This is a genomic window from Mesorhizobium sp. P3_A8, assembly GCF_056402995.1.
Genome location: NZ_JBFUGI010000004.1, coordinates 123,147 through 140,559, shown reverse-complemented (window position 1 = coordinate 140,559; position 17,413 = coordinate 123,147). Strand labels below are relative to the sequence as shown.

Here is a 17,413-nt window from a genome sequence, read left to right as displayed (position 1 = left end):
GGAGGCATCTTTCGAGGGACAGTGGAGACAGGTCATGCGCCGCGCCTTTTTCGCATTCGCGTTCGTCATGCTGGCGTCCTCGGCGTTTGCCGGAGATGCCGAGGTCAAGGCCGGCCAGGCTGTCATCGACGGTCAGTTGAAGGCCCTCATCGCCAATGACGGCGCCAGGGCCTACAGCTTCGCTGCCCCGAACGTGAAGCAGGTGTTCCCGACCGTCGATGCCTTCATGAACATGGTGACCAATGGCTACCCGCCGGTGCGCAAGCCACAGTCCTATGCTTTCGGCAAGGTCGAGCAGACGGGTCCGGGCTCGATTATCCAGCAGGTGCTGATCGTCGGCCCCGACGGCAAGGATTATGAGGCGGTCTATACGCTGCAGCAGCAGCCCGACGGTACGTTTCAGATCACCGGCTGCAGCTTGCGCGCATCGAATTCGCTGAGCACCTGAGGTTTTACAGGACGGGGATATCGCCCCTCGCCCAGCCTTCGCTGATTTCAGCCCCACGCGCGTCGAAGGTTTGGCTCTCGATCGCGCCACGAATATCGTGCATAAGTTTTTGATAATACGAAAGATTGTTCCACGTCAGCAGCATCGCGCCGAGCGCCTCTTGCGAGCGCACGAGATGGTGGAGATAGGCGCGCGAATAGTCCCGCGCCGCGGGACAGTCGCTTTCCTCGTCCAACGGGCGCGGATCGTCGCCGTGTCGCGCATTGCGCAGATTGACCTTGCCGCGCCTGGTGTAAGCCAGGCCGTGCCGGCCGGCCCGCGTCGGCATCACGCAGTCGAACATGTCGATGCCGCGCGCCACCGATTTCAGGATATCGTCGGGCGTGCCGACACCCATGAGATATCTAGGCTTGTCATCAGGCAGCTCCGGACAGGTGATCTCGAGCATTTCGAGCATTACTGCTTGCGGCTCGCCGACGGCCAGCCCACCGACCGCATAGCCCTTCAGATCCATCGCGCTCAAAGCCTGCGCCGACCGTACCCTGAGCGCTGCATTGTCGCCGCCCTGCACGATGCCGAACATCGCCTTGCCCGGCTGGTCGCCAAACGCCGTCTTGCAGCGTTCGGCCCAGCGCAGCGACAGCTCCATGGCGCGCTCGATCTCCTTCAGTTCGGCCGGCAGCGCCGTGCATTCGTCGAGCTGCATCTGGATGTCGGAATCGAGCAGGCCCTGGATCTCGATCGAGCGTTCCGGCGACATTTCGTAGGCGGCGCCATCGATATGCGAGCGGAAGGTCACGCCCTTCTCGGTCAATTTCCTCAGCTTAGATAGCGACATCACCTGAAAACCGCCGCTGTCGGTCAGGATCGGATGCGGCCAGCGGGCGAATTCATGCAAACCGCCAAGCCGCGCCACGCGCTCGGCGCCGGGCCGCAGCATCAGGTGGTAGGTGTTGCCCAGGATGATGTCGGCGCCGACGCCGCGCACCTGGTCCATATACATCGCCTTGACGGTGCCGCCGGTGCCGACCGGCATGAAGGCCGGGGTACGGATTTCGCCGCGCGGCATGTCGATCACGCCGCGCCGCGCCTTGCCGTCGGTGGCGAGGACCTTGAAGCTGAACGGCTTAGCCATTGAATTCCTTATCGTGGACCGGCGCGCCGGGCGCCTGCCTGTCGAGCGACTGGCGATATTGCACGCAGCCGCGCATGAATTTGGGCCAGGGCGGCACGGCGATCGCTGGCTCGGTCTTTTCCGGCAGCAGGTCCCAGAGATCGGGGTGATGCCAGCACAGATCATGGCCTGACGTGTCGCGGTGCGCACGAATGCCGGCACGCAGCTTTTTCACTTCGGCAATCAGGCTTTCGCGGTCAAGGGTCTGCAGATCATCGTCCATCGCTCGTCTCCGCTCGATACAGCAGGCTTGCGTCGCCATACGAATAGAACCTGTAACGGTTCGCAATGGCATGCGCATAGGCCGCGCGCATCGTCTCGAGCCCGCTGAAGGCCGAAACCAGCATGAACAGCGTCGAGCGCGGCAGATGGAAATTGGTCATCAGCATGTCGGCAGTGCGAAAGCGGTAGCCGGGCGTGATGAAGATGTCGGTCGGTCCTGACCACGCAGGCACTGTACCGTCTTCACGCGCCGCACTCTCCAGCAGGCGTAGAGAGGTCGTGCCGACAGCAATGATGCGCCCACCCCTTGCCTTGGCCGCGTTCAACGCGTTGGCTGTGGCAGCGCTGACCGAACCGATCTCGGCATGCATCTTGTGGTCGGCGGTGTCGTCAGCCTTGACCGGCAGGAACGTTCCGGCGCCGACATGCAAGGTCACGAAGTGGCGTTCGACACCCCTGGCGTCGAGAGCCGCAAAAAGCTCCGGCGTAAAATGCAGACCTGCCGTAGGCGCGGCAACGGCGCCTTCCTCTCTGGCATAGATGGTCTGGTAGTCGGCCCGGTCGCGCTCGTCGTCATCACGCTTCGACGCGATGTAGGGTGGCAGCGGAATATGGCCGACGGCATGCAGCGCCTCATCAAGGAAAGGCCCCGACAGGTCGAAACCAAGCAGCGCCTCGCCGCCCTCGCCCTTCTCGATCACCGTGGCGTCGAGTTGGCCGAGGAAGCAGGAATTGCCGTCATGGCCGAAATGGATGCGGTCGCCGGCGGCGATGCGCTTGCCCGGCCGCATGAAGGCCAGCCAACGGTCCGGCGCCACGCGCATGTGCAGCGTCGCTTCGACCTGCGCCTGTGCTTCGCCGCGCCGCCTTATACCTTTGAGCTGCGCCGGAATGACCTTGGTGTCGTTGAAGACCAGCACGTCGCCGGCTTTCAGCATGGATGGCAGGTCACCAACCCTGCGATCGTCGAGCGCCTCGCCCGGCTTGACCACCAGCATCTTGGCGCTGTCGCGCGGCTCTGCCGGACGAAGCGCGATGCGCTCCTCCGGCAGGTCGAAGTCGAAGAGATCGACGCGCATCAGTAGAGCCGGACGAGCAGCGCTCCGGCCAAGAGCAGCACCGCACCGGCAACGCGGCCGAGCGAGATTTCACGCACCGCAACGCCGAGGAAGCCAATGCGGTCGATGAGCATGCCGGCCAGCAACTGACCAGCCACCAGGAACGCCATCAGCGCAGCGGCGCCGATGCGCGGCGTCAGGATTGTGGAGAGCGTGACATAGAAGCCGCCGAGCATGCCGCCCGCGACGAACAGCCAGGGCGCCGGCGCCTTCCAGTCGAGCGTGATGCCTTGCAGCTTCACCACCGCGACGGAGATGATGCCGAGCACGACAGCGCCAGACAGGAACGAAAACGCAGCCGCCGCGACCGGGAGACCCAAGCCGCGCGCGAGCTGCGAATTGATCGGTGCCTGAATGGCAATGAAGGCGCCGGACAGGATGCCGAGAAGCGACCAGACGACGCCCATCATTGTCGTTTACCTTACTTGACGTCAGCAGCGACCTTCAGCGACACGATCTTGTCGGGATCAACCACCGGCTCGCCGCGCTTGATCTTGTCGACATTGTCCATGCCTTCGATGACCTGGCCCCAGACCGTGTACTGGCGGTTGAGGAAGGCGGCATCGTCGAAGCAGATGAAGAACTGCGAATTGGCCGAGTTCGGGTTTTGCGAACGCGCCATCGAGCAGGTGCCGCGGCCGTGGTTGGCATTGGAGAATTCAGCCTTCAGGTCAGGCTTTTCCGAGCCGCCCATGCCGGCGCGTGACGGCGCAAAGGTCGGCTTGCTCGAATTGCCGAACTTGACGTCGCCGGTCTGCGCCATGAAACCTTCGATGACGCGGTGGAAGACGACGCCGTCATAGGCGCCTTCCCTGGCCAGTTCCTTGATGCGGGCGACATGGCCGGGGGCCAAATCGGGGAAAAGTTCGATGACGACCTTGCCCTTGGTCGTTTCCAGGATGAGCGCGTTCTCGCGGTCCTTGATCTCAGCCATGTCAGTTATCCCTTTCTCTAAAACAGAATTATTTGTCAGCGCCGATGCGCACTTTGATCATCCGGTCGGGGTCGGAGACCGTACCGTTGTCCGCCTCGTCACCCTTCTTGATCTTGTCGACCAGTTCCATGCCGCTGACGACATTGCCGACGATGGTGTACTGGCCATCGAGCGGCGGCGCCGGCGCGAACATGATGAAGAACTGCGAATTGGCGGAGTTCGGATCCTGCGAGCGAGCCATGCCGACCACGCCGCGCTTGTAGTGCTCGGTCTGCGAGAATTCGGCCGGCAGGTCGGGCAGGTCGGAACCGCCGGTGCCGACGGCCTGGGCGTTGAAACCCTTCTTCATGTTGCCGAACTTGACGTCGCCGGTCTGCGCCATGAAGCCGTCGATGACGCGGTGGAACGCGACATTGTCATAGGCATGATCACGCACCAGCTTCTTGATCTGCGCGACATGCTTGGGCGCCAGATCGGGCCGCAGCGCGATGGTGACGTCGCCGTCCTTCAGCGTGATGATCATGGTGTTTTCCGGGTCTGCGGCATAGGCAGAGACGGACGCGGTCAAAAGACCGGCGAGCACAACAAAGAACGAGGCGAGCCTTTTGAGCTGCATGAGGATTTTCTCCGGGCTTATTTCGCGAATTTGGCGGTGAGCGCGCCGGCAACAGCGGCTGGCACGAAGGGGCGGATGTCGCCTCCCATCGAAGCTATCTGGCGCACAAGTGTGGCGGTAATGGTGCGTACCGAAGGGCTGGCGGGCAGAAACACCGTCTGCAGCTCGGGCGCCATGGTCTCGTTCATGCCGGCCATCTGCATTTCGTAATCGAGATCGGTGCCGTCGCGCAGGCCGCGGATCATGATCGAGGCGCCCTGCTTCCTGGCGGCATCGATGACCAGCCCATCGAAGGCAACAACCCTGATGCGGGCGCCATCGCGACCGAATTCGGCTTTCGTGGCGGCTTCGATGAGTTGCACGCGCTCCTCGAAGGAGAACAGCGGCTTTTTGCCGGGATGAATGCCGATCGCGGCATAAACAATGTCGGCAACCGCCAACGACGCCTTCAGCACATCGAGATGGCCGTTGGTCAGCGGGTCGAAGGAGCCGGCATAGAGGGCGGTGCGTTCAGTCATGGCAGGTGCTTCTAGCGAGCCTCTAGCGCAAAGGCAAATCCGATTGGCGCGAAGGCCGTGAACCTTTTCCGGCACATGAACGACAGATGAACACGCTGATCACGAAGCCTTCACGCAGCGTTCACTAGGTTGCCCCTTAATAAGATGAAACCAAAATCCCATCTATCCGTTGTAAGGCGCAGGAGAACACGCACATGCTGATCTACATGCTCGCCACCGCAATGACCGCCGCCATGCTGATCGCCACCGTATTTGGGCTGCATCAGGAGGCACAACGCGTCCGCGTCAGGGCAACCACCAAGCGCTTCGAAGGCTTCGGCCCGCGCAAGCCGTATCGTCACTACTAAGACTACGTCTGAACTTGCTGCCACGCCGGCCATGGGCCGGCGTTTCTATGTCAAATCCGGTCCATGGCTTATTCTGCGTTTCCCGGACCAGCATCAGTTTCGGGAGCAGACTCGGCGCCGCCCTCGATAATCTCTTCGCTTTCCTCGTCAGCTTGCGGCTCCGAGATCCGCTCGACCGACACGACCTTCTCACCTTCAGCCGTGTTGAAGATGGTCACGCCCTTGGTGGCGCGGCTGGCGAAGCGGATGCCGTTGACCGGCACCCGGATGACGGTGCCGCCGTCCGACACCAGCATGATCTGATCGTCATTGCCGACCGGGAATGTCGCGACCAGCCGGCCGATTTCGGCCACTTTCGATACATCGGTGGCGCGGATGCCCTTGCCGCCGCGGCCGGTCAGGCGGAAGTCATAGGACGACGACCGCTTGCCGTAGCCATATTCGGTCACCGTCAGCACGTACTTCTCATGTGCCTTGAGGAATTCGTAGCGTTCGTCGGAAAGCTCCGTCTCCTCGCCGACCTCTTCATTGGTCAGCGCGATTTCTTCTTCTTCGCCGGCAGCGATGCCGGCGGCAAGCCGCCGTTCGGCCGCTGCTCGCTTGAGATAGGCGGCGCGTTCGGCCGGCGGCGCATCGACATTCTCGATCACCGACATCGAGATGATGCGGTCGGTCTCGGCCATGGTGATGCCACGCACGCCGACCGAGTTGCGGCTCTGGAAGACGCGCACATCGCCGACAGAGAAGCGGATGCACTGGCCGGAACTGGCGGTCAAAAGCACGTCATCATTGTCGGTGCAGGTCTCGACGCCGAGAATCTCGTCGCCCTCCTCCTCCAGCTTCATGGCGATCTTGCCGTTGCGGTTGACCTGGACGAAGTCGGACAGCTTGTTGCGCCGCACGGTGCCGCGCGTGGTGGCGAACATCACGTCGAGTTCGCCCCAGCTCGTCTCGTCCTCGGGCAGCGGCATGATGGTGGTGATTCGCTCGCCCTGTTCGAGCGGAAGCATGTTGATCAACGCCTTGCCGCGTGACTGCGGGTTGCCGATCGGCAGCCGCCAGACCTTTTCCTTGTAGACGATGCCGCGCGAGGAGAAGAACAGCACCGGCGTGTGCGTGTTGGCCACGAACAGCCGGGTGACGAAATCCTCTTCCTTGGTCGACATGCCGGAGCGGCCCTTGCCGCCGCGGCGCTGCGCCCGGTAGAGCGACAGCGGCACGCGCTTGATGTAGCCGGAATGGCTCACCGTCACGACCATGTCCTCCCGCTGGATCAGGTCCTCGTCTTCCATGTCCGCGCCACCGTCGGTGAGCTCGGTGCGGCGTGGCGTGCCGAACTCGTCGCGCACGGCGGCGAGCTCGTCCTTGACGATCTGCTGGACGCGCGCGCGCGACGACAGGATGTCGAGGTAATCCTTTATCTCGTCGCCGATCGTGTTCAGCTCGTCGGCGATTTCGTCACGGCCGAGCGCGGTCAGGCGCTGTAGGCGCAGTTCGAGGATGGCGCGCGCCTGTTCCTCGGACAGGTTGTAGGTGCCGTCCTCATTGATGCGGTGGCGCGGGTCGTCGATCAAAAGGATCAGCGATTCGACATCACCCGAGGGCCAGCGCCGCTCCATCAACTGCTCGCGCGCCGTCTGCGGATCCGGCGCGGTGCGGATCAGCTTGATGACCTCGTCAATATTGGCGACGGCGATGGCGAGACCCACCAGCACATGGGCGCGGTCGCGCGCCTTGCGCAGCAGGAATTTCGTCCGCCTGGTGATGACCTCTTCGCGGAAGGAGACGAACGCCTTCAGCATGTCGGTCAGGTTCATCACTTCCGGCTTGCCGCCGTTGAGCGCCACCATATTGGCGCCGAACGAGGTCTGCAGCGGCGTGAAGCGGTAAAGCTGGTTGAGGATGACGTCGGCGACGGCATCGCGCTTCAACTCGATGACGACGCGATAACCCTGGCGGTCGCTTTCGTCACGGATGTCGGAAATGCCTTCGATGCGCTTGTCGCGCACCAGTTCGGCCATCTTCTCGATCATCGACGACTTGTTCACCTGGTAGGGAACCTCGGTGATGATGATCGATTCACGGTCGTTGCCGCGCTGTTCGATGTTGACCTTGCCGCGCATGACGATGGAGCCGCGGCCGGTCGAATAGGCGCTGTAGATGCCGGAGCGGCCAAGCACGATGCCGCCGGTCGGGAAATCGGGACCAGGAATGATCTCCATCAGCGCCGGCAGGTCGATCGCCGGATTGTCGATGATGGCAATGGCGCCGTTGCAGACTTCGCCCAGATTGTGCGGCGGGATGTTGGTGGCCATGCCGACGGCGATGCCGCCGGAGCCATTGACCAGCAGATTGGGGAAGCGCGCCGGCAGGACCTTCGGTTCGGTATCCGAGGCATCATAAGTGTCCTGGAAATCGACAGTGTCCTTGTCGATATCCTCCAGAAGCTCATGCGCGACCTTGGTCAGCCGCGACTCCGTGTAGCGCATCGCCGCCGGCGGATCGCCGTCGATCGAGCCGAAATTGCCCTGTCCGTCGATCAGCGGCACGCGCAGCGACCAGTCCTGCGCCATGCGCACCAAGGCGTCATAGATCGAGGCATCGCCATGCGGATGGTATTTACCCATCACGTCGGCGACCGGACGCGCCGACTTCACATATTTGCGGTTCCAGTGGTAGCCGCTCTCATGCGCCGCATAGAGGATGCGGCGATGCACCGGCTTGAGGCCATCGCGCACGTCGGGCAGCGCACGGCTGACGATCACGCTCATGGCGTAAGAGAGATAGGAGCTCTGCATCTCCTCGATGATGGAGATCGGCTCGATGCCGGTGGGGCCGCCGTCGGCGCCGCGCGGTGTCTTTTGGTCGGTCAAATTGGATCACAATCTAATCAGGAATCACTGACCGCTTATATAGGAAGCACGGGCGAAACTCCAACATTCGCGGCACTTTTCCAGTGTCATTTTTGGTGGTAATTTCAAAAGGATACCGCTGATTGCGACGATATGGCCATCACGCTTTTCGCCGCCACCAAGGCAAAAGCCGGCAATGGACCAAATTCCCCAAGCAAAAGCCGCGAGCACCGTGAATTGGCGGTCGTGGTTGCCTTTGCGGGCGCTGAGCGGATGGCAGCCCCGGGATCTCAATGGCGATCTGATCGCCGGCCTGACACTGGCCGCGATCGCCATTCCCGAGCAGATGGCAACGGCCCGGCTCGGTGGCTTTGCTCCCGAGGTCGGCTTCTTCGCTTTTGTCGCCGGTTCGGTCGCGTTCGCGTTGTTCGGCGCCAATCGTCACCTCTCGGCCGGCGCGGATTCGACCATCACGCCGCTGTTTGCGGGCAGCCTGGCTCTGCTCGCCACATCCGGCTCGCCGCATTATCTGGCCCTGGCGGCCATGCTGGCATTGATGGTCGGGCTGATCGTGACGCTGAGCGGTGTCTTTCGCCTTGGCTGGATTGCTGATCTCCTGTCGGTGCCGGTGACGACAGGGTTCCTGGCTGGTATTGCCGTCCACATCATCGTTTCGCAAATGCCCGGACTGCTTGGCCTGCCTTCCGAGAGCGGTGAAACGCTGCGACGTATCGGTGAGATCGCCGGCAGTCTTCATCTCACCAATCCCTGGAGCTTGGGACTCGGCCTCGGCGTGTTTGCAATCGTGTTCGGTGCCGAGCGCATCAGTGCTCGTATTCCCGGCGCCTTGATCGGCATGGTGCTTGCCACGACAGCGGTCGCCGTCTTCGGCCTCAAGGGTCGCGGCGTCGAAGTGCTCGGCGCCCTGCCCAACGGCTTGCCGCAGGCCGGACTGCCGATCGTCAGCCTCGAAGACGTGCAGTCGCTGGTTCCGCTGGCGTTGCTGATTTCGATCGTCGTCATGGTTCAAACGGCGGCGACCTCGCGCTCCTTCGTGCCGCAACAGGGCGACCCCGACGTCAACCGCGATTTTGTCGGCGTCGGCGCCGGCAGCATCTTGTCCGGCCTGTTCGGCGCCTTTGCCGTCAATGCCAGCCCGCCGCGCACGGCAATCGTCTCCCAGTCGGGCGGCCGCTCGCAACTGTCGGGTCTCATTGCCGCGGCCATCGTGCTGGCGCTCGGCGCCTTTGGCGGCGGTCTGCTCGCCAATGTTCCGCAGGCCGCTCTTGCCGGCGTTCTGATGTTCGTCGCCCAGCACATTCTGCGCTGGAAGGTGTTCGCCAGTGTCTACCGGCAGGCGCCGGTCGAATTCGTGTTGATCCTGATCACCATGGCGGCGATCGTCGTGTTGCCGATCGAAACCGGCGTGGCGGTCGGCATCGGACTGTCGCTGCTGCACGGGATCTGGAGCGCGACCCGCACGCTGCCGATCGAGTTGGAACAGGTGCCGGGCACATCCGTTTGGTGGCCGCCGGGCAAGCCAAGTGCCGGCGAACAGCTCTCGGGCGTGCTGGTGGCGGCGTTCCAGGCGCCGCTGTCCTTCGTCAACGCCGACCGCTTCAAGCGCGGCCTCTGCGATCTCATCGATGCCCGCAACGAAACCGTGAAACTGGTCGTGCTCGAGGCCAGCAACATCGTTGAAATAGACTACACCGCCGCGCAGGCGCTGATCGACACCATCCTTCATTGCCGCAAAGCGGGCGCGGTCTTTGCCATTGCGCGGCTGGAATCGCTGCGCGCCCAGGCGGCGCTAACGCGGTTCGGCATCGCTGACATGGTCGGCACGCAGCGCATATTCCACAGCGTCGACGCGGCGATCAAATCACTTGGTCCGGGGAAACAGCAGCAGCAAGAACAGGATGGAGTGCCATGATCGACCCACGAGAACCCATTGTCACGCCGGTTCCGGTCGAGGACCTTCGACCGACCCAGATAACGGTCGGCATGAGAGAAGTTGCGTTGAAGCGCCAGATGATCCGGGCGCAGGACGCCAGGAAGAGGACCGGCGCTTTTCTCGGCAAACACATGGTGCCGGTCGTATTGGGTCCCAAAAATCGCAACTACGTCACCGATCACCATCACCTCGCTCGCGCCCTGCTCGAGGAAGGCGTCAAGGACGTGCTTGTGACCGTGATCAGCGACCTCTCCGCTCTCGACAAGGATGCGTTTCTGTTCGTGCTCGATAACAGAGGCTGGATGCACCCGTTCGATGAGAACGGCCGGCGCCGCGATTACTCGGCAATTCCGAAGACAATCGGCGAGTTGATCGACGATCCTTACCGAAGCATGGCGGGCGAACTGCGCCGGCAAGGTGGCTTTGCCAAGGACACGACGCCGTTCAGCGAATTCATCTGGGCGGATTTTTTGCGCCGGCGCATCGACCGCGATGCGGTGGCGAAGAACTTCGACAAGGCGATGAAAGAGGCGTTGACGCTCGCCAAGGGCAAGGACGCGGACTATCTGCCGGGATGGTGCGGCCCCACATCCGATTGAGCCTGCCTCAGCCTAGGCGCAGGCAAGCCGGGGCTACTTGACCGGCGAGCGCGATAATCGCCTGGTGTCTCGCCCATGACGCGTCGAAACCGGCGGTTGAAAGTCGACAAGTCGTTGAAGCCGGCCTCGAAGGCGATCGTCGAGATCGCATCGTCCGACAGGCGCAACCGCACCGCTGCTCTGTGTAATCGCGTCTTGAGCAGGAACTGGTAGGGCGTCATGCCGGCGACCTGCCGGAAGGTGCGCAGGAAATGATAGGGACTGGTCGCCGCCTCATCCGCCAGTCCCGACAGTGAAATCGGCCCGTCGGCATCCAGTTCGATCCGCCGCACCGCTTCCGCAACCCGTTTCTGATCACGACGGTTCGGTCCGCGTCTGACAAGCGTGGTGCCGGCAACCGTGCCCACAGCGGCGGCGGCAATGCGCAGGGAAAGTTCCTCGAAGGCGTCCTTGTCGGCCATTTCGCGCGCGGCTTCCGCCTCGGCCAGCAGGGATGCCAGCGCCGGCAAGGGCGGCAGGCGTGGCGCCGCGAAAGTGAGCGTCCTGGCGCCCGGCACGCCGGCGACGATCCGCTCCATGTAGGCCGGCCCAAAATGGAACGAGAGACAGCGGTCGCCGCTGCCATGCTCGTGCCCGCATTCATAGCAGGTGCCAGAATTGCCGAGCAGGAGCGCCCCCGGCGCCAGCATCGCCGTGCCTTGTTGCGCGCGGTAGCGGAACGTGCCGGAGGTCACCGCGGCGACGCAGAAATCCCGATGGGATTCCTCGAACGGCCGGTCGCCAGCGCCAGCCGTGCAGATGACATCCGCCACGTGCCAGCCGGGTCCGGATGCGAGAGTGCGGGTCGTCGCTGTCATAGCTAAAATATAGCAATTTTTCCCAAGCCCAGAACCCCGTCGGCGCATACTCCTCCCGGTCTCCTGACAGAAAGAGACCACCGCCATGTTCGACCCCTTTGCCGAAGCCCTGCACAGTCCCGGACCGATCGCCGGGCTCGCCGAAAAACTGAACCTTTACGGCCGCTTCGTCGGCGCCTGGACGTTTGACGCCTCACGTCACCTCGAGGATGCCACCGTGCTGACCGGGCGTGGCGAGGTGCATTTCGGCTGGGTGCTGGAAGGCCGCGCCATCCAGGACGTCTGGATCCTGCCCGCACGGAACACAGGTGACCAGCCTTCCCTCGGCAAATGGACGTTCTACGGAACGACGCTGCGGGTCTATGATCCCGGTGCGGACGCCTGGCACATCTTCTGGAGCGATCCGCGCAACCAGTATTTTAGCCGCCAGCTCGGTCGCGCCGAGGGCGACACCATCGTGCAGGTCGGCGCCGACGGCACCGGCTCTTCGGTGCGCTGGAGTTTTTCGCGGATCACCGAAAATTCCTTCCGCTGGCTCGGCGAGCGCTCGCACGACGGCGCGGACTGGCACCTCGAAGTCGAATTCCTCGCGCGCCGAGCCGTGACAACCTGACGCAGCAACCCTTTGTAACAATGGAGAAAACCATGTTCGATCATATCTCGATCGGCGTCCGCGACGCCAACACCTCGAAGCGTTTCTATGACACGGCACTGAAGCCGCTCGGCTATACCTGTCTCAGCCAGTCACCGGGGTCACTGGGTTACGGTGCCAAGAGCGTCGCGCTATGGGTCAATGAGGCCGCGCGGCCGGTGCCAGCGGACGAAAAATCCGGCCTGCATTTCTGTTTCGCCGCGCCGACGCGGGACAGCGTCGACGCCTTCCATGTCGGCGCCATGCGCGAAGGCGGTAGCGACAATGGCGCGCCGGGCCTGCGCGCTGACTATGGCGACCACTACTACGCCGCCTTTGTCATCGACCCGGACGGCTATCGCCTCGAGGCCTATTGCGACGCTGCCGCCTAAGTCACCAGTTTCGCTGTCCCGACAGTTCCCACCGACCGGGCTTTGCTCTACCAATATCGGGGCGCGGGCTCGGCCCGGCGGGAGGGGTCAGCGATGCCGAGTTTCGACAGCCTGTTCAATGCCTTCGTCACCATTCTCGTGACCATCGATCCGCCCGGCCTGGCGCCATTGTTCCTCGCCGTGACACGCGGCATGAACCGCGAGGAGCGTCAGCAGGTTTCGGTTCGCGCCTCGATCATCGGCTTCCTGGTGATGGCGCTGTTCGCGGTCGCCGGCGCCTCGATCCTGTCGGTGTTCGGCATCACGCTGCCGGCCTTCCGCGTCGCCGGCGGCTTTTTGCTGTTCTTCATCGCCTTCGAAATGGTGTTCGAGCGCCGGCAGGACCGCAAGGAAAAGATCGGCGACGTCGCCATCACCAAGGACATGATCCACAACATCGCCGCCTTCCCACTGGCGATCCCGCTGATCGCCGGCCCCGGCGCGATTTCGGCAACAGTGCTGCTTTCCGGCTCGTTTCAGGGCTTTGCGGCACAGGCCGCACTGGTCGGCATCATCTTCGTCTGCCTCGCCATCACCTATCTGGTGTTCGTGCTGTCGGAACGCATCGACCGCATCCTCGGCCAGACCGGCCGCTCGATCCTGACCCGCCTGCTCGGCGTCATCCTGGCGGCGCTGGCCGTGCAGTTCGTCGCCGACGGCATCAAGGCATTGATGGCCGGCTGAACGGCAGTCCCTACTGCCTACTGCCTACTGCCTACTGCCTACTGCCCTACTTCGCCGTCGTATCGATGACCTCGAAATCATGCGTGATCGTGGCTGTCTTGGCCAGCATTGCCGAGGCCGAGCAGTATTTTTCGATCGAAAGATTGATCGCGCGTTGAACCTTGTCCGACGACAGCGCCCTGCCCTTGACGATGAAATGCATGTGGATGCGCGTGAACACTTTTGGCTCCGTCTCGGCCCGCTCGGCATCGAGTTCGACCACGCAGTCCTCGACCGCCTCACGGCCTTTTTCGAGGATGTAGACGACATCATAGGCCGAGCAGCCGCCGGTGCCGATCAGCACCAGTTCCATCGGGCTCGGCCCCGGCGTCTTGCCTTCCGGCCCGAACGCCGTTCCCAGCACGACCTTATGACCACTGCCGGACTCGCCAACGAAGGTGCGTTCCTCGACCCATTTTACGCGTGCTTTCACCGTAGCAGTCCTTTCCCGTATTTCCTTGATCGCTAATCAGCGTTCAATTCGACAATGCAAAACCCCGAAAGTCCATGCGGGACTCTCGGGGCGTGTATCGATCGCGCGGCATCAGCCGCTTGCTGTTGCTTTCGATCAGAACGGGATTTCGTCGTCCAGTTCGCGCGAAGAACCGCCGCCGCCGCCGCCGCCCCTGGGAGCGCCGCCGCCACGGTTGAAGCTTTCAGTCGGGCTGGACTGGCCGAAATCGGAACCGCGGCTGCTGCTGCCGCCACCGGAATAGCTGCCGACCTGGCCGCCCTCACCCTGGCCGCGCGCGTCGAGCATCTGCAGCTCGCCGCGGAATTTCTGCAGCACGACTTCCGTCGTGTACTTGTCGGCACCAGTCTGGTCCTGCCATTTGCGCGTTTGCAGCTGGCCCTCGACATAGACCTTCATGCCCTTCTTCAGATACTGCTCGGCCACCTTGGCGATGCCCTCATTGAAGATGACGACATTGTGCCACTCGGTCTTTTCCTTGCGTTCGCCCGAATTCTTGTCGCGCCAGCTTTCCGACGTGGCGATGCGGATGTTGACGACCGGTTCGCCCGAGTTCAGGCGACGGATTTCAGGGTCCGCGCCGAGATTGCCGACCAGAATGACCTTGTTGACGCTACCCGCCATGATTTTTCTCCGCGCTCATCCGAGACAATTTTTGTTGGCGCACCTTACAGGCTCCGGACAATCCTCGCCTGCAGTGGCTACCTTTTCCCACAAGGTTTTTGTTCTCTTTTCGTTCTAGGTGACAGGACCCGCGTTGTCAATAGTTGTCAGCAACAGGTAGTGTGTTGGCCGTAAAATTTCCACGATATCTGGAGCAAGACCAAAGGGGCAGGTGATGACGATGATTACGCATGACGACTGGCCGCGAGAGGAGTGGCGAGCGGGCGTACAAACCCGGATGCTTGTCTCGGCTCGTAACGGCGCGGATCAACTCTGCATATTCGAGCAATGGGTGGAGCCTATGGTCGGTGCCCCGACACATTGGCACCCAGTGGAAGAAGTCCTCAACGTCATCACCGGCAAGGCCGAGATGTGGATCGACAACGAGCACAACGTCCTGACCGCCGGACAGTCGCTCATTGTCCCCGCACAGAGAAGACATGGCTTTCGGAATGTCGGCTCCGAAACGCTTCACATACATGCCGTGCTCGCGTCCTCGATCTTCGAGGCCACGTTTGACGGCTCGGCCGAACCAGTGAGGCGCTGGCAAACGGCAGGACCGTAAAACAGCGCTTGCCAAATCAATAAGTATCGACTTATGCTTTTGTCATGATCGAAGCAGAGATTTTCCGTGCCCTGGCCGACCCGACGCGACGCGCCGTCTTCGAGCGTCTCGCCGCAGCTGAGATGAGCGTATCGGAATTGCGCAGCGGCCTGACGGTATCGCAACCGGCGGTGTCGCAGCATCTGGCGGTGCTGCGTGGCGCTGGCCTCGTGGTCGAGCGGCGGACCGGCCGCAACGCATACTACCGCGCCGATCCGGCAGGACTTGCCCCTTTGCTCTCCTGGATCGAGCGCTACCGGACCTTCTGGCCGGAGCACATCGAAAGGCTAAAGACGGTTTTGAAGGACATGGATCAGTGAAGGATTTGGGATCAATGAACACCCAAAGCGAAGCCGCCCCTGACACGCTCGAGTTTGAATACGACCTCGCCGAACCGCCGGAAAAGGTGTGGCGGGCGCTGACAGTGCCGGAACTGCTTGCCGCCTGGATGATGCCGAACGACATCAAACCGCAGACCGGCAGCAATTTCACCTTTGCCGGGCCGGACACAGCGATCGAGTGTGAAATCCTCGAAGCCAAGCCGGAGCAGCTGCTGCGCTATTCCTGGCGCGAGCAGCCACGCGATGCCACTCGGCAGGATCCGCTCGACAGTGTCGTCACCTTCACACTCGCCCGTACCGTCTCCGGCGGCACGCATCTGCGCATTGTCCATGACGGTTTTGCCCGCAAGGCGATGCCTGCCGTCGCCATGGCGGGCGCCGGCTGCCGGCTTTCGCTTGGGTTGCGCGTGTCTGCGAAGCCCGCCGCCGCGAACACACCGCGCGCCCTGCTGCGCGCCGCCTGAACCTGGAAATCGGAGACAAAAAATGAGCGGTATTGCCAGTCTGGTGCCGATGGTGATCGAGCAATCGAGCCGCGGCGAACGCGCCTTCGACATTTTCTCGCGGCTGCTGCGCGAGCGCATCGTCTTCATCAACGGCGAGATCAACGACGACGTCTCGGCGCTGGTCTGCGCGCAACTCTTGTCGCTGGAGTCGGACAATCCCGACAAGGAGATCTCGCTCTACATCAACTCGCCGGGCGGCGTGGTCACCAGCGGCTTCGCCATCTACGACACGATGCAATATATCAGCTGCCCGGTGTCGACCGTATGCATGGGGTTTGCCGCGTCGATGGGGTCGTTCCTGCTGATGGCCGGCACGCCGGGGCGCCGCATCGCGCTGCCGAACGCCACCATCCTGCTGCATCAGCCACTCGGCGGCTTCCAGGGCCAGGCTTCCGATATCCAGCGCCATGCCGAGCGCATCGGCAAGACCAAACGCCATATGGCCGAACTCTATGCCCAGCATTGTGGCCGCAGCTATGAAGAGGTCGAGCGCACGCTCGACCGCGACCATTTCATGACCGCCCGCGAGGCGCAGGCATGGGGCATCGTCGACCACGTCTTCGACACGCGCAAAAAGGCGGCGTGAAGCCGGGGCCGATCGGAATCCTGGCCGCTGTCGAAGATTTGACGATGCCGGTCTGGCCGCATCGGCAGCGTGTCACTATAATCCCGGAATGACCGACACTCATTCGCCCCGGACATCGCATCGCGTCATCGCCGCCGCGGTGCTCGCTTTTGCCAGTATTGTGAGCGTCACGGCACTTGCCGACGACAGTTCGGCGCAGGCGCAGAAAGGCGCCCTGCCTGGCGTAACCAGTGATTACCGCATCGCCAAGCCGGCACCACAGCCCGAGCCTGACGATGCGCTGCCCGCTGGCGAGAACGGCTCGTTCAAGATCGGCAATACCGATGTCAGGATTTCCGGCAGCATCGCGGTCGATATCGCCACTGGCGGATTCAAGCCACGGAATTAAGCTGCCTCCGCCTCGGACAGCTCAGCCATTCCCCAAAAAAACAGCCCCGCCGTGCCTGGGGCAAACGGACGGGGCTTTTATGGATCTCAAATCCATTTTTGCCGGGAGTGTACTGCCGGCGTTTGATTTCGGATGCTTCGCGGCGTCAGCCGACGATCCGACTAGCAGTCTCTGATTTTTGGGAAATACGGCAAGTCACGGTTTGTCGGGTGGCGCAAACGCTAAACCCTGGCACTTATGCCTGCCGCGGCTCCAACGAGACGTGGAGCCCTTGGGGACTATCCGGTGGCGTCATGCTCCGCTCCTGTGTCCGTTGCGACATTGTCGTCCCGAAGCGCAAATCGCGAATGCCTGCGGCGTCTCGCAGGCCGCCTTGGGGCGGCGAGGCCATCGAAAGACGGCCGGCTTCGTTGACAATCGGAGACTGCT

23 protein-coding genes are annotated in these 17,413 nt (G+C 62.6%); 12 read left to right on the top strand and 11 right to left on the bottom strand.

Annotated elements, in window-relative coordinates:
- Positions 1-34: 34 nt before the first annotated feature.
- Complete coding sequence (locus AC1DX4_RS11345) at positions 35-448, top strand: DUF4864 domain-containing protein (RefSeq protein WP_477220404.1); 414 nt, start codon at positions 35-37, stop codon at positions 446-448.
- 4 nt (positions 449-452) lie between these two features.
- Here AC1DX4_RS11345 and tgt read toward each other — a convergent pair whose 3' ends face one another.
- From tgt to coaD, 7 genes are read right to left on the bottom strand one after another with little or no spacing between them, the layout of a single operon-like run.
- The gene (tgt, locus tag AC1DX4_RS11340; RefSeq protein ID WP_477220403.1) at positions 453-1,583 is read right to left on the bottom strand and encodes a tRNA guanosine(34) transglycosylase Tgt; all 1,131 of its coding nucleotides are present in this window, start codon (positions 1,581-1,583) and stop codon (positions 453-455) included.
- Positions 1,576-1,845 (bottom strand): hypothetical protein, encoded by a 270-nt coding sequence (locus tag AC1DX4_RS11335; protein ID WP_477220402.1) that lies wholly within the window; start codon positions 1,843-1,845, stop codon positions 1,576-1,578. The genes tgt and AC1DX4_RS11335 overlap by 8 nt, the downstream gene beginning before the upstream one ends.
- On the bottom strand, positions 1,835-2,923 hold the full coding sequence (gene queA / locus AC1DX4_RS11330; protein ID WP_477220401.1) for a tRNA preQ1(34) S-adenosylmethionine ribosyltransferase-isomerase QueA: 1,089 nt from the start codon (positions 2,921-2,923) through the stop codon (positions 1,835-1,837). The genes AC1DX4_RS11335 and queA overlap by 11 nt, the downstream gene beginning before the upstream one ends.
- On the bottom strand, positions 2,923-3,372 hold the full coding sequence (locus AC1DX4_RS11325) for a DMT family transporter (protein WP_477220400.1): 450 nt from the start codon (positions 3,370-3,372) through the stop codon (positions 2,923-2,925). Before AC1DX4_RS11325 ends, queA begins: the two co-directional genes overlap by 1 nt.
- A gap of 11 nt (positions 3,373-3,383) precedes the next feature.
- Complete coding sequence (locus tag AC1DX4_RS11320; RefSeq protein WP_023696509.1) at positions 3,384-3,896, bottom strand: peptidylprolyl isomerase; 513 nt, start codon at positions 3,894-3,896, stop codon at positions 3,384-3,386.
- A 28-nt stretch (positions 3,897-3,924) separates the two neighbouring features.
- On the bottom strand, positions 3,925-4,512 hold the full coding sequence (locus tag AC1DX4_RS11315) for a peptidylprolyl isomerase (protein WP_477220399.1): 588 nt from the start codon (positions 4,510-4,512) through the stop codon (positions 3,925-3,927).
- A gap of 17 nt (positions 4,513-4,529) precedes the next feature.
- On the bottom strand, positions 4,530-5,030 hold the full coding sequence (gene coaD, locus AC1DX4_RS11310; protein WP_477220398.1) for a pantetheine-phosphate adenylyltransferase: 501 nt from the start codon (positions 5,028-5,030) through the stop codon (positions 4,530-4,532).
- 194 nt (positions 5,031-5,224) lie between these two features.
- On the opposite strand from coaD, the gene AC1DX4_RS11305 reads away from it, so the two are divergent.
- Entirely contained in the window at positions 5,225-5,377 is a 153-nt protein-coding gene (locus tag AC1DX4_RS11305) for a hypothetical protein (RefSeq protein ID WP_477220397.1), read from the top strand.
- A gap of 68 nt (positions 5,378-5,445) precedes the next feature.
- Here the strand turns inward: AC1DX4_RS11305 and gyrA are convergent, their stop codons facing one another.
- Entirely contained in the window at positions 5,446-8,250 is a 2,805-nt protein-coding gene (gyrA, locus tag AC1DX4_RS11300) for a DNA gyrase subunit A (RefSeq protein ID WP_477220396.1), read from the bottom strand.
- 175 nt (positions 8,251-8,425) lie between these two features.
- On the opposite strand from gyrA, the gene AC1DX4_RS11295 reads away from it, so the two are divergent.
- Together AC1DX4_RS11295 and AC1DX4_RS11290 are read left to right on the top strand one after the other, a co-directional pair.
- Positions 8,426-10,162, top strand: a complete 1,737-nt coding sequence (locus AC1DX4_RS11295; protein WP_477220395.1) for a SulP family inorganic anion transporter — start codon at positions 8,426-8,428, stop codon at positions 10,160-10,162.
- Positions 10,159-10,782 carry a ParB-like protein gene (locus AC1DX4_RS11290; protein WP_477220394.1) on the top strand — a complete coding sequence of 208 codons (624 nt, stop codon included), beginning with the start codon at positions 10,159-10,161 and terminating at the stop codon, positions 10,780-10,782. Before AC1DX4_RS11295 ends, AC1DX4_RS11290 begins: the two co-directional genes overlap by 4 nt.
- Here the strand turns inward: AC1DX4_RS11290 and AC1DX4_RS11285 are convergent.
- Positions 10,746-11,639, bottom strand: coding sequence for a helix-turn-helix transcriptional regulator (locus AC1DX4_RS11285; protein ID WP_477220393.1), 894 nt, complete (start codon positions 11,637-11,639; stop codon positions 10,746-10,748). The two genes, AC1DX4_RS11290 and AC1DX4_RS11285, sit on opposite strands and share 37 nt — an antisense overlap.
- 85 nt (positions 11,640-11,724) lie before the next feature.
- On the opposite strand from AC1DX4_RS11285, the gene AC1DX4_RS11280 reads away from it, so the two are divergent.
- From AC1DX4_RS11280 to AC1DX4_RS11270, 3 genes are all read left to right on the top strand, one after another.
- A complete protein-coding gene (locus AC1DX4_RS11280) occupies positions 11,725-12,252 on the top strand; it encodes a hypothetical protein (RefSeq protein ID WP_477220392.1) in 528 nt (175 codons plus the stop codon).
- 32 nt (positions 12,253-12,284) lie between these two features.
- Positions 12,285-12,662, top strand: coding sequence for a VOC family protein (locus tag AC1DX4_RS11275; RefSeq protein ID WP_477220391.1), 378 nt, complete (start codon positions 12,285-12,287; stop codon positions 12,660-12,662).
- A 93-nt stretch (positions 12,663-12,755) separates the two neighbouring features.
- Positions 12,756-13,385: a MarC family protein gene (locus AC1DX4_RS11270; RefSeq protein WP_023670949.1), complete on the top strand. Its 630-nt coding sequence runs from the start codon at positions 12,756-12,758 to the stop codon at positions 13,383-13,385.
- A 46-nt stretch (positions 13,386-13,431) separates the two neighbouring features.
- Here AC1DX4_RS11270 and AC1DX4_RS11265 read toward each other — a convergent pair whose 3' ends face one another.
- Both AC1DX4_RS11265 and AC1DX4_RS11260 read right to left on the bottom strand, forming a co-directional pair.
- Entirely contained in the window at positions 13,432-13,857 is a 426-nt protein-coding gene (locus tag AC1DX4_RS11265) for an OsmC family protein (RefSeq protein ID WP_477220390.1), read from the bottom strand.
- 135 nt (positions 13,858-13,992) lie between these two features.
- Complete coding sequence (locus AC1DX4_RS11260) at positions 13,993-14,520, bottom strand: single-stranded DNA-binding protein (RefSeq protein WP_477220389.1); 528 nt, start codon at positions 14,518-14,520, stop codon at positions 13,993-13,995.
- Between the two features lie 220 nt (positions 14,521-14,740).
- On the opposite strand from AC1DX4_RS11260, the gene AC1DX4_RS11255 reads away from it, so the two are divergent.
- From AC1DX4_RS11255 to AC1DX4_RS11235, 5 genes are all read left to right on the top strand, one after another.
- Positions 14,741-15,124, top strand: a complete 384-nt coding sequence (locus tag AC1DX4_RS11255; RefSeq protein WP_477220694.1) for a cupin domain-containing protein — start codon at positions 14,741-14,743, stop codon at positions 15,122-15,124.
- A gap of 44 nt (positions 15,125-15,168) precedes the next feature.
- Entirely contained in the window at positions 15,169-15,483 is a 315-nt protein-coding gene (locus AC1DX4_RS11250) for an ArsR/SmtB family transcription factor (protein ID WP_477220388.1), read from the top strand.
- Between the two features lie 14 nt (positions 15,484-15,497).
- The gene (locus AC1DX4_RS11245; protein ID WP_477220387.1) at positions 15,498-15,968 is read left to right on the top strand and encodes an SRPBCC family protein; all 471 of its coding nucleotides are present in this window, start codon (positions 15,498-15,500) and stop codon (positions 15,966-15,968) included.
- Between the two features lie 22 nt (positions 15,969-15,990).
- The gene (locus tag AC1DX4_RS11240) at positions 15,991-16,596 is read left to right on the top strand and encodes an ATP-dependent Clp protease proteolytic subunit (protein ID WP_477220386.1); all 606 of its coding nucleotides are present in this window, start codon (positions 15,991-15,993) and stop codon (positions 16,594-16,596) included.
- Between the two features lie 88 nt (positions 16,597-16,684).
- Positions 16,685-16,984, top strand: a complete 300-nt coding sequence (locus AC1DX4_RS11235) for a hypothetical protein (RefSeq protein ID WP_477220385.1) — start codon at positions 16,685-16,687, stop codon at positions 16,982-16,984.
- The last annotated feature ends 429 nt before the right edge of the window (positions 16,985-17,413 follow it).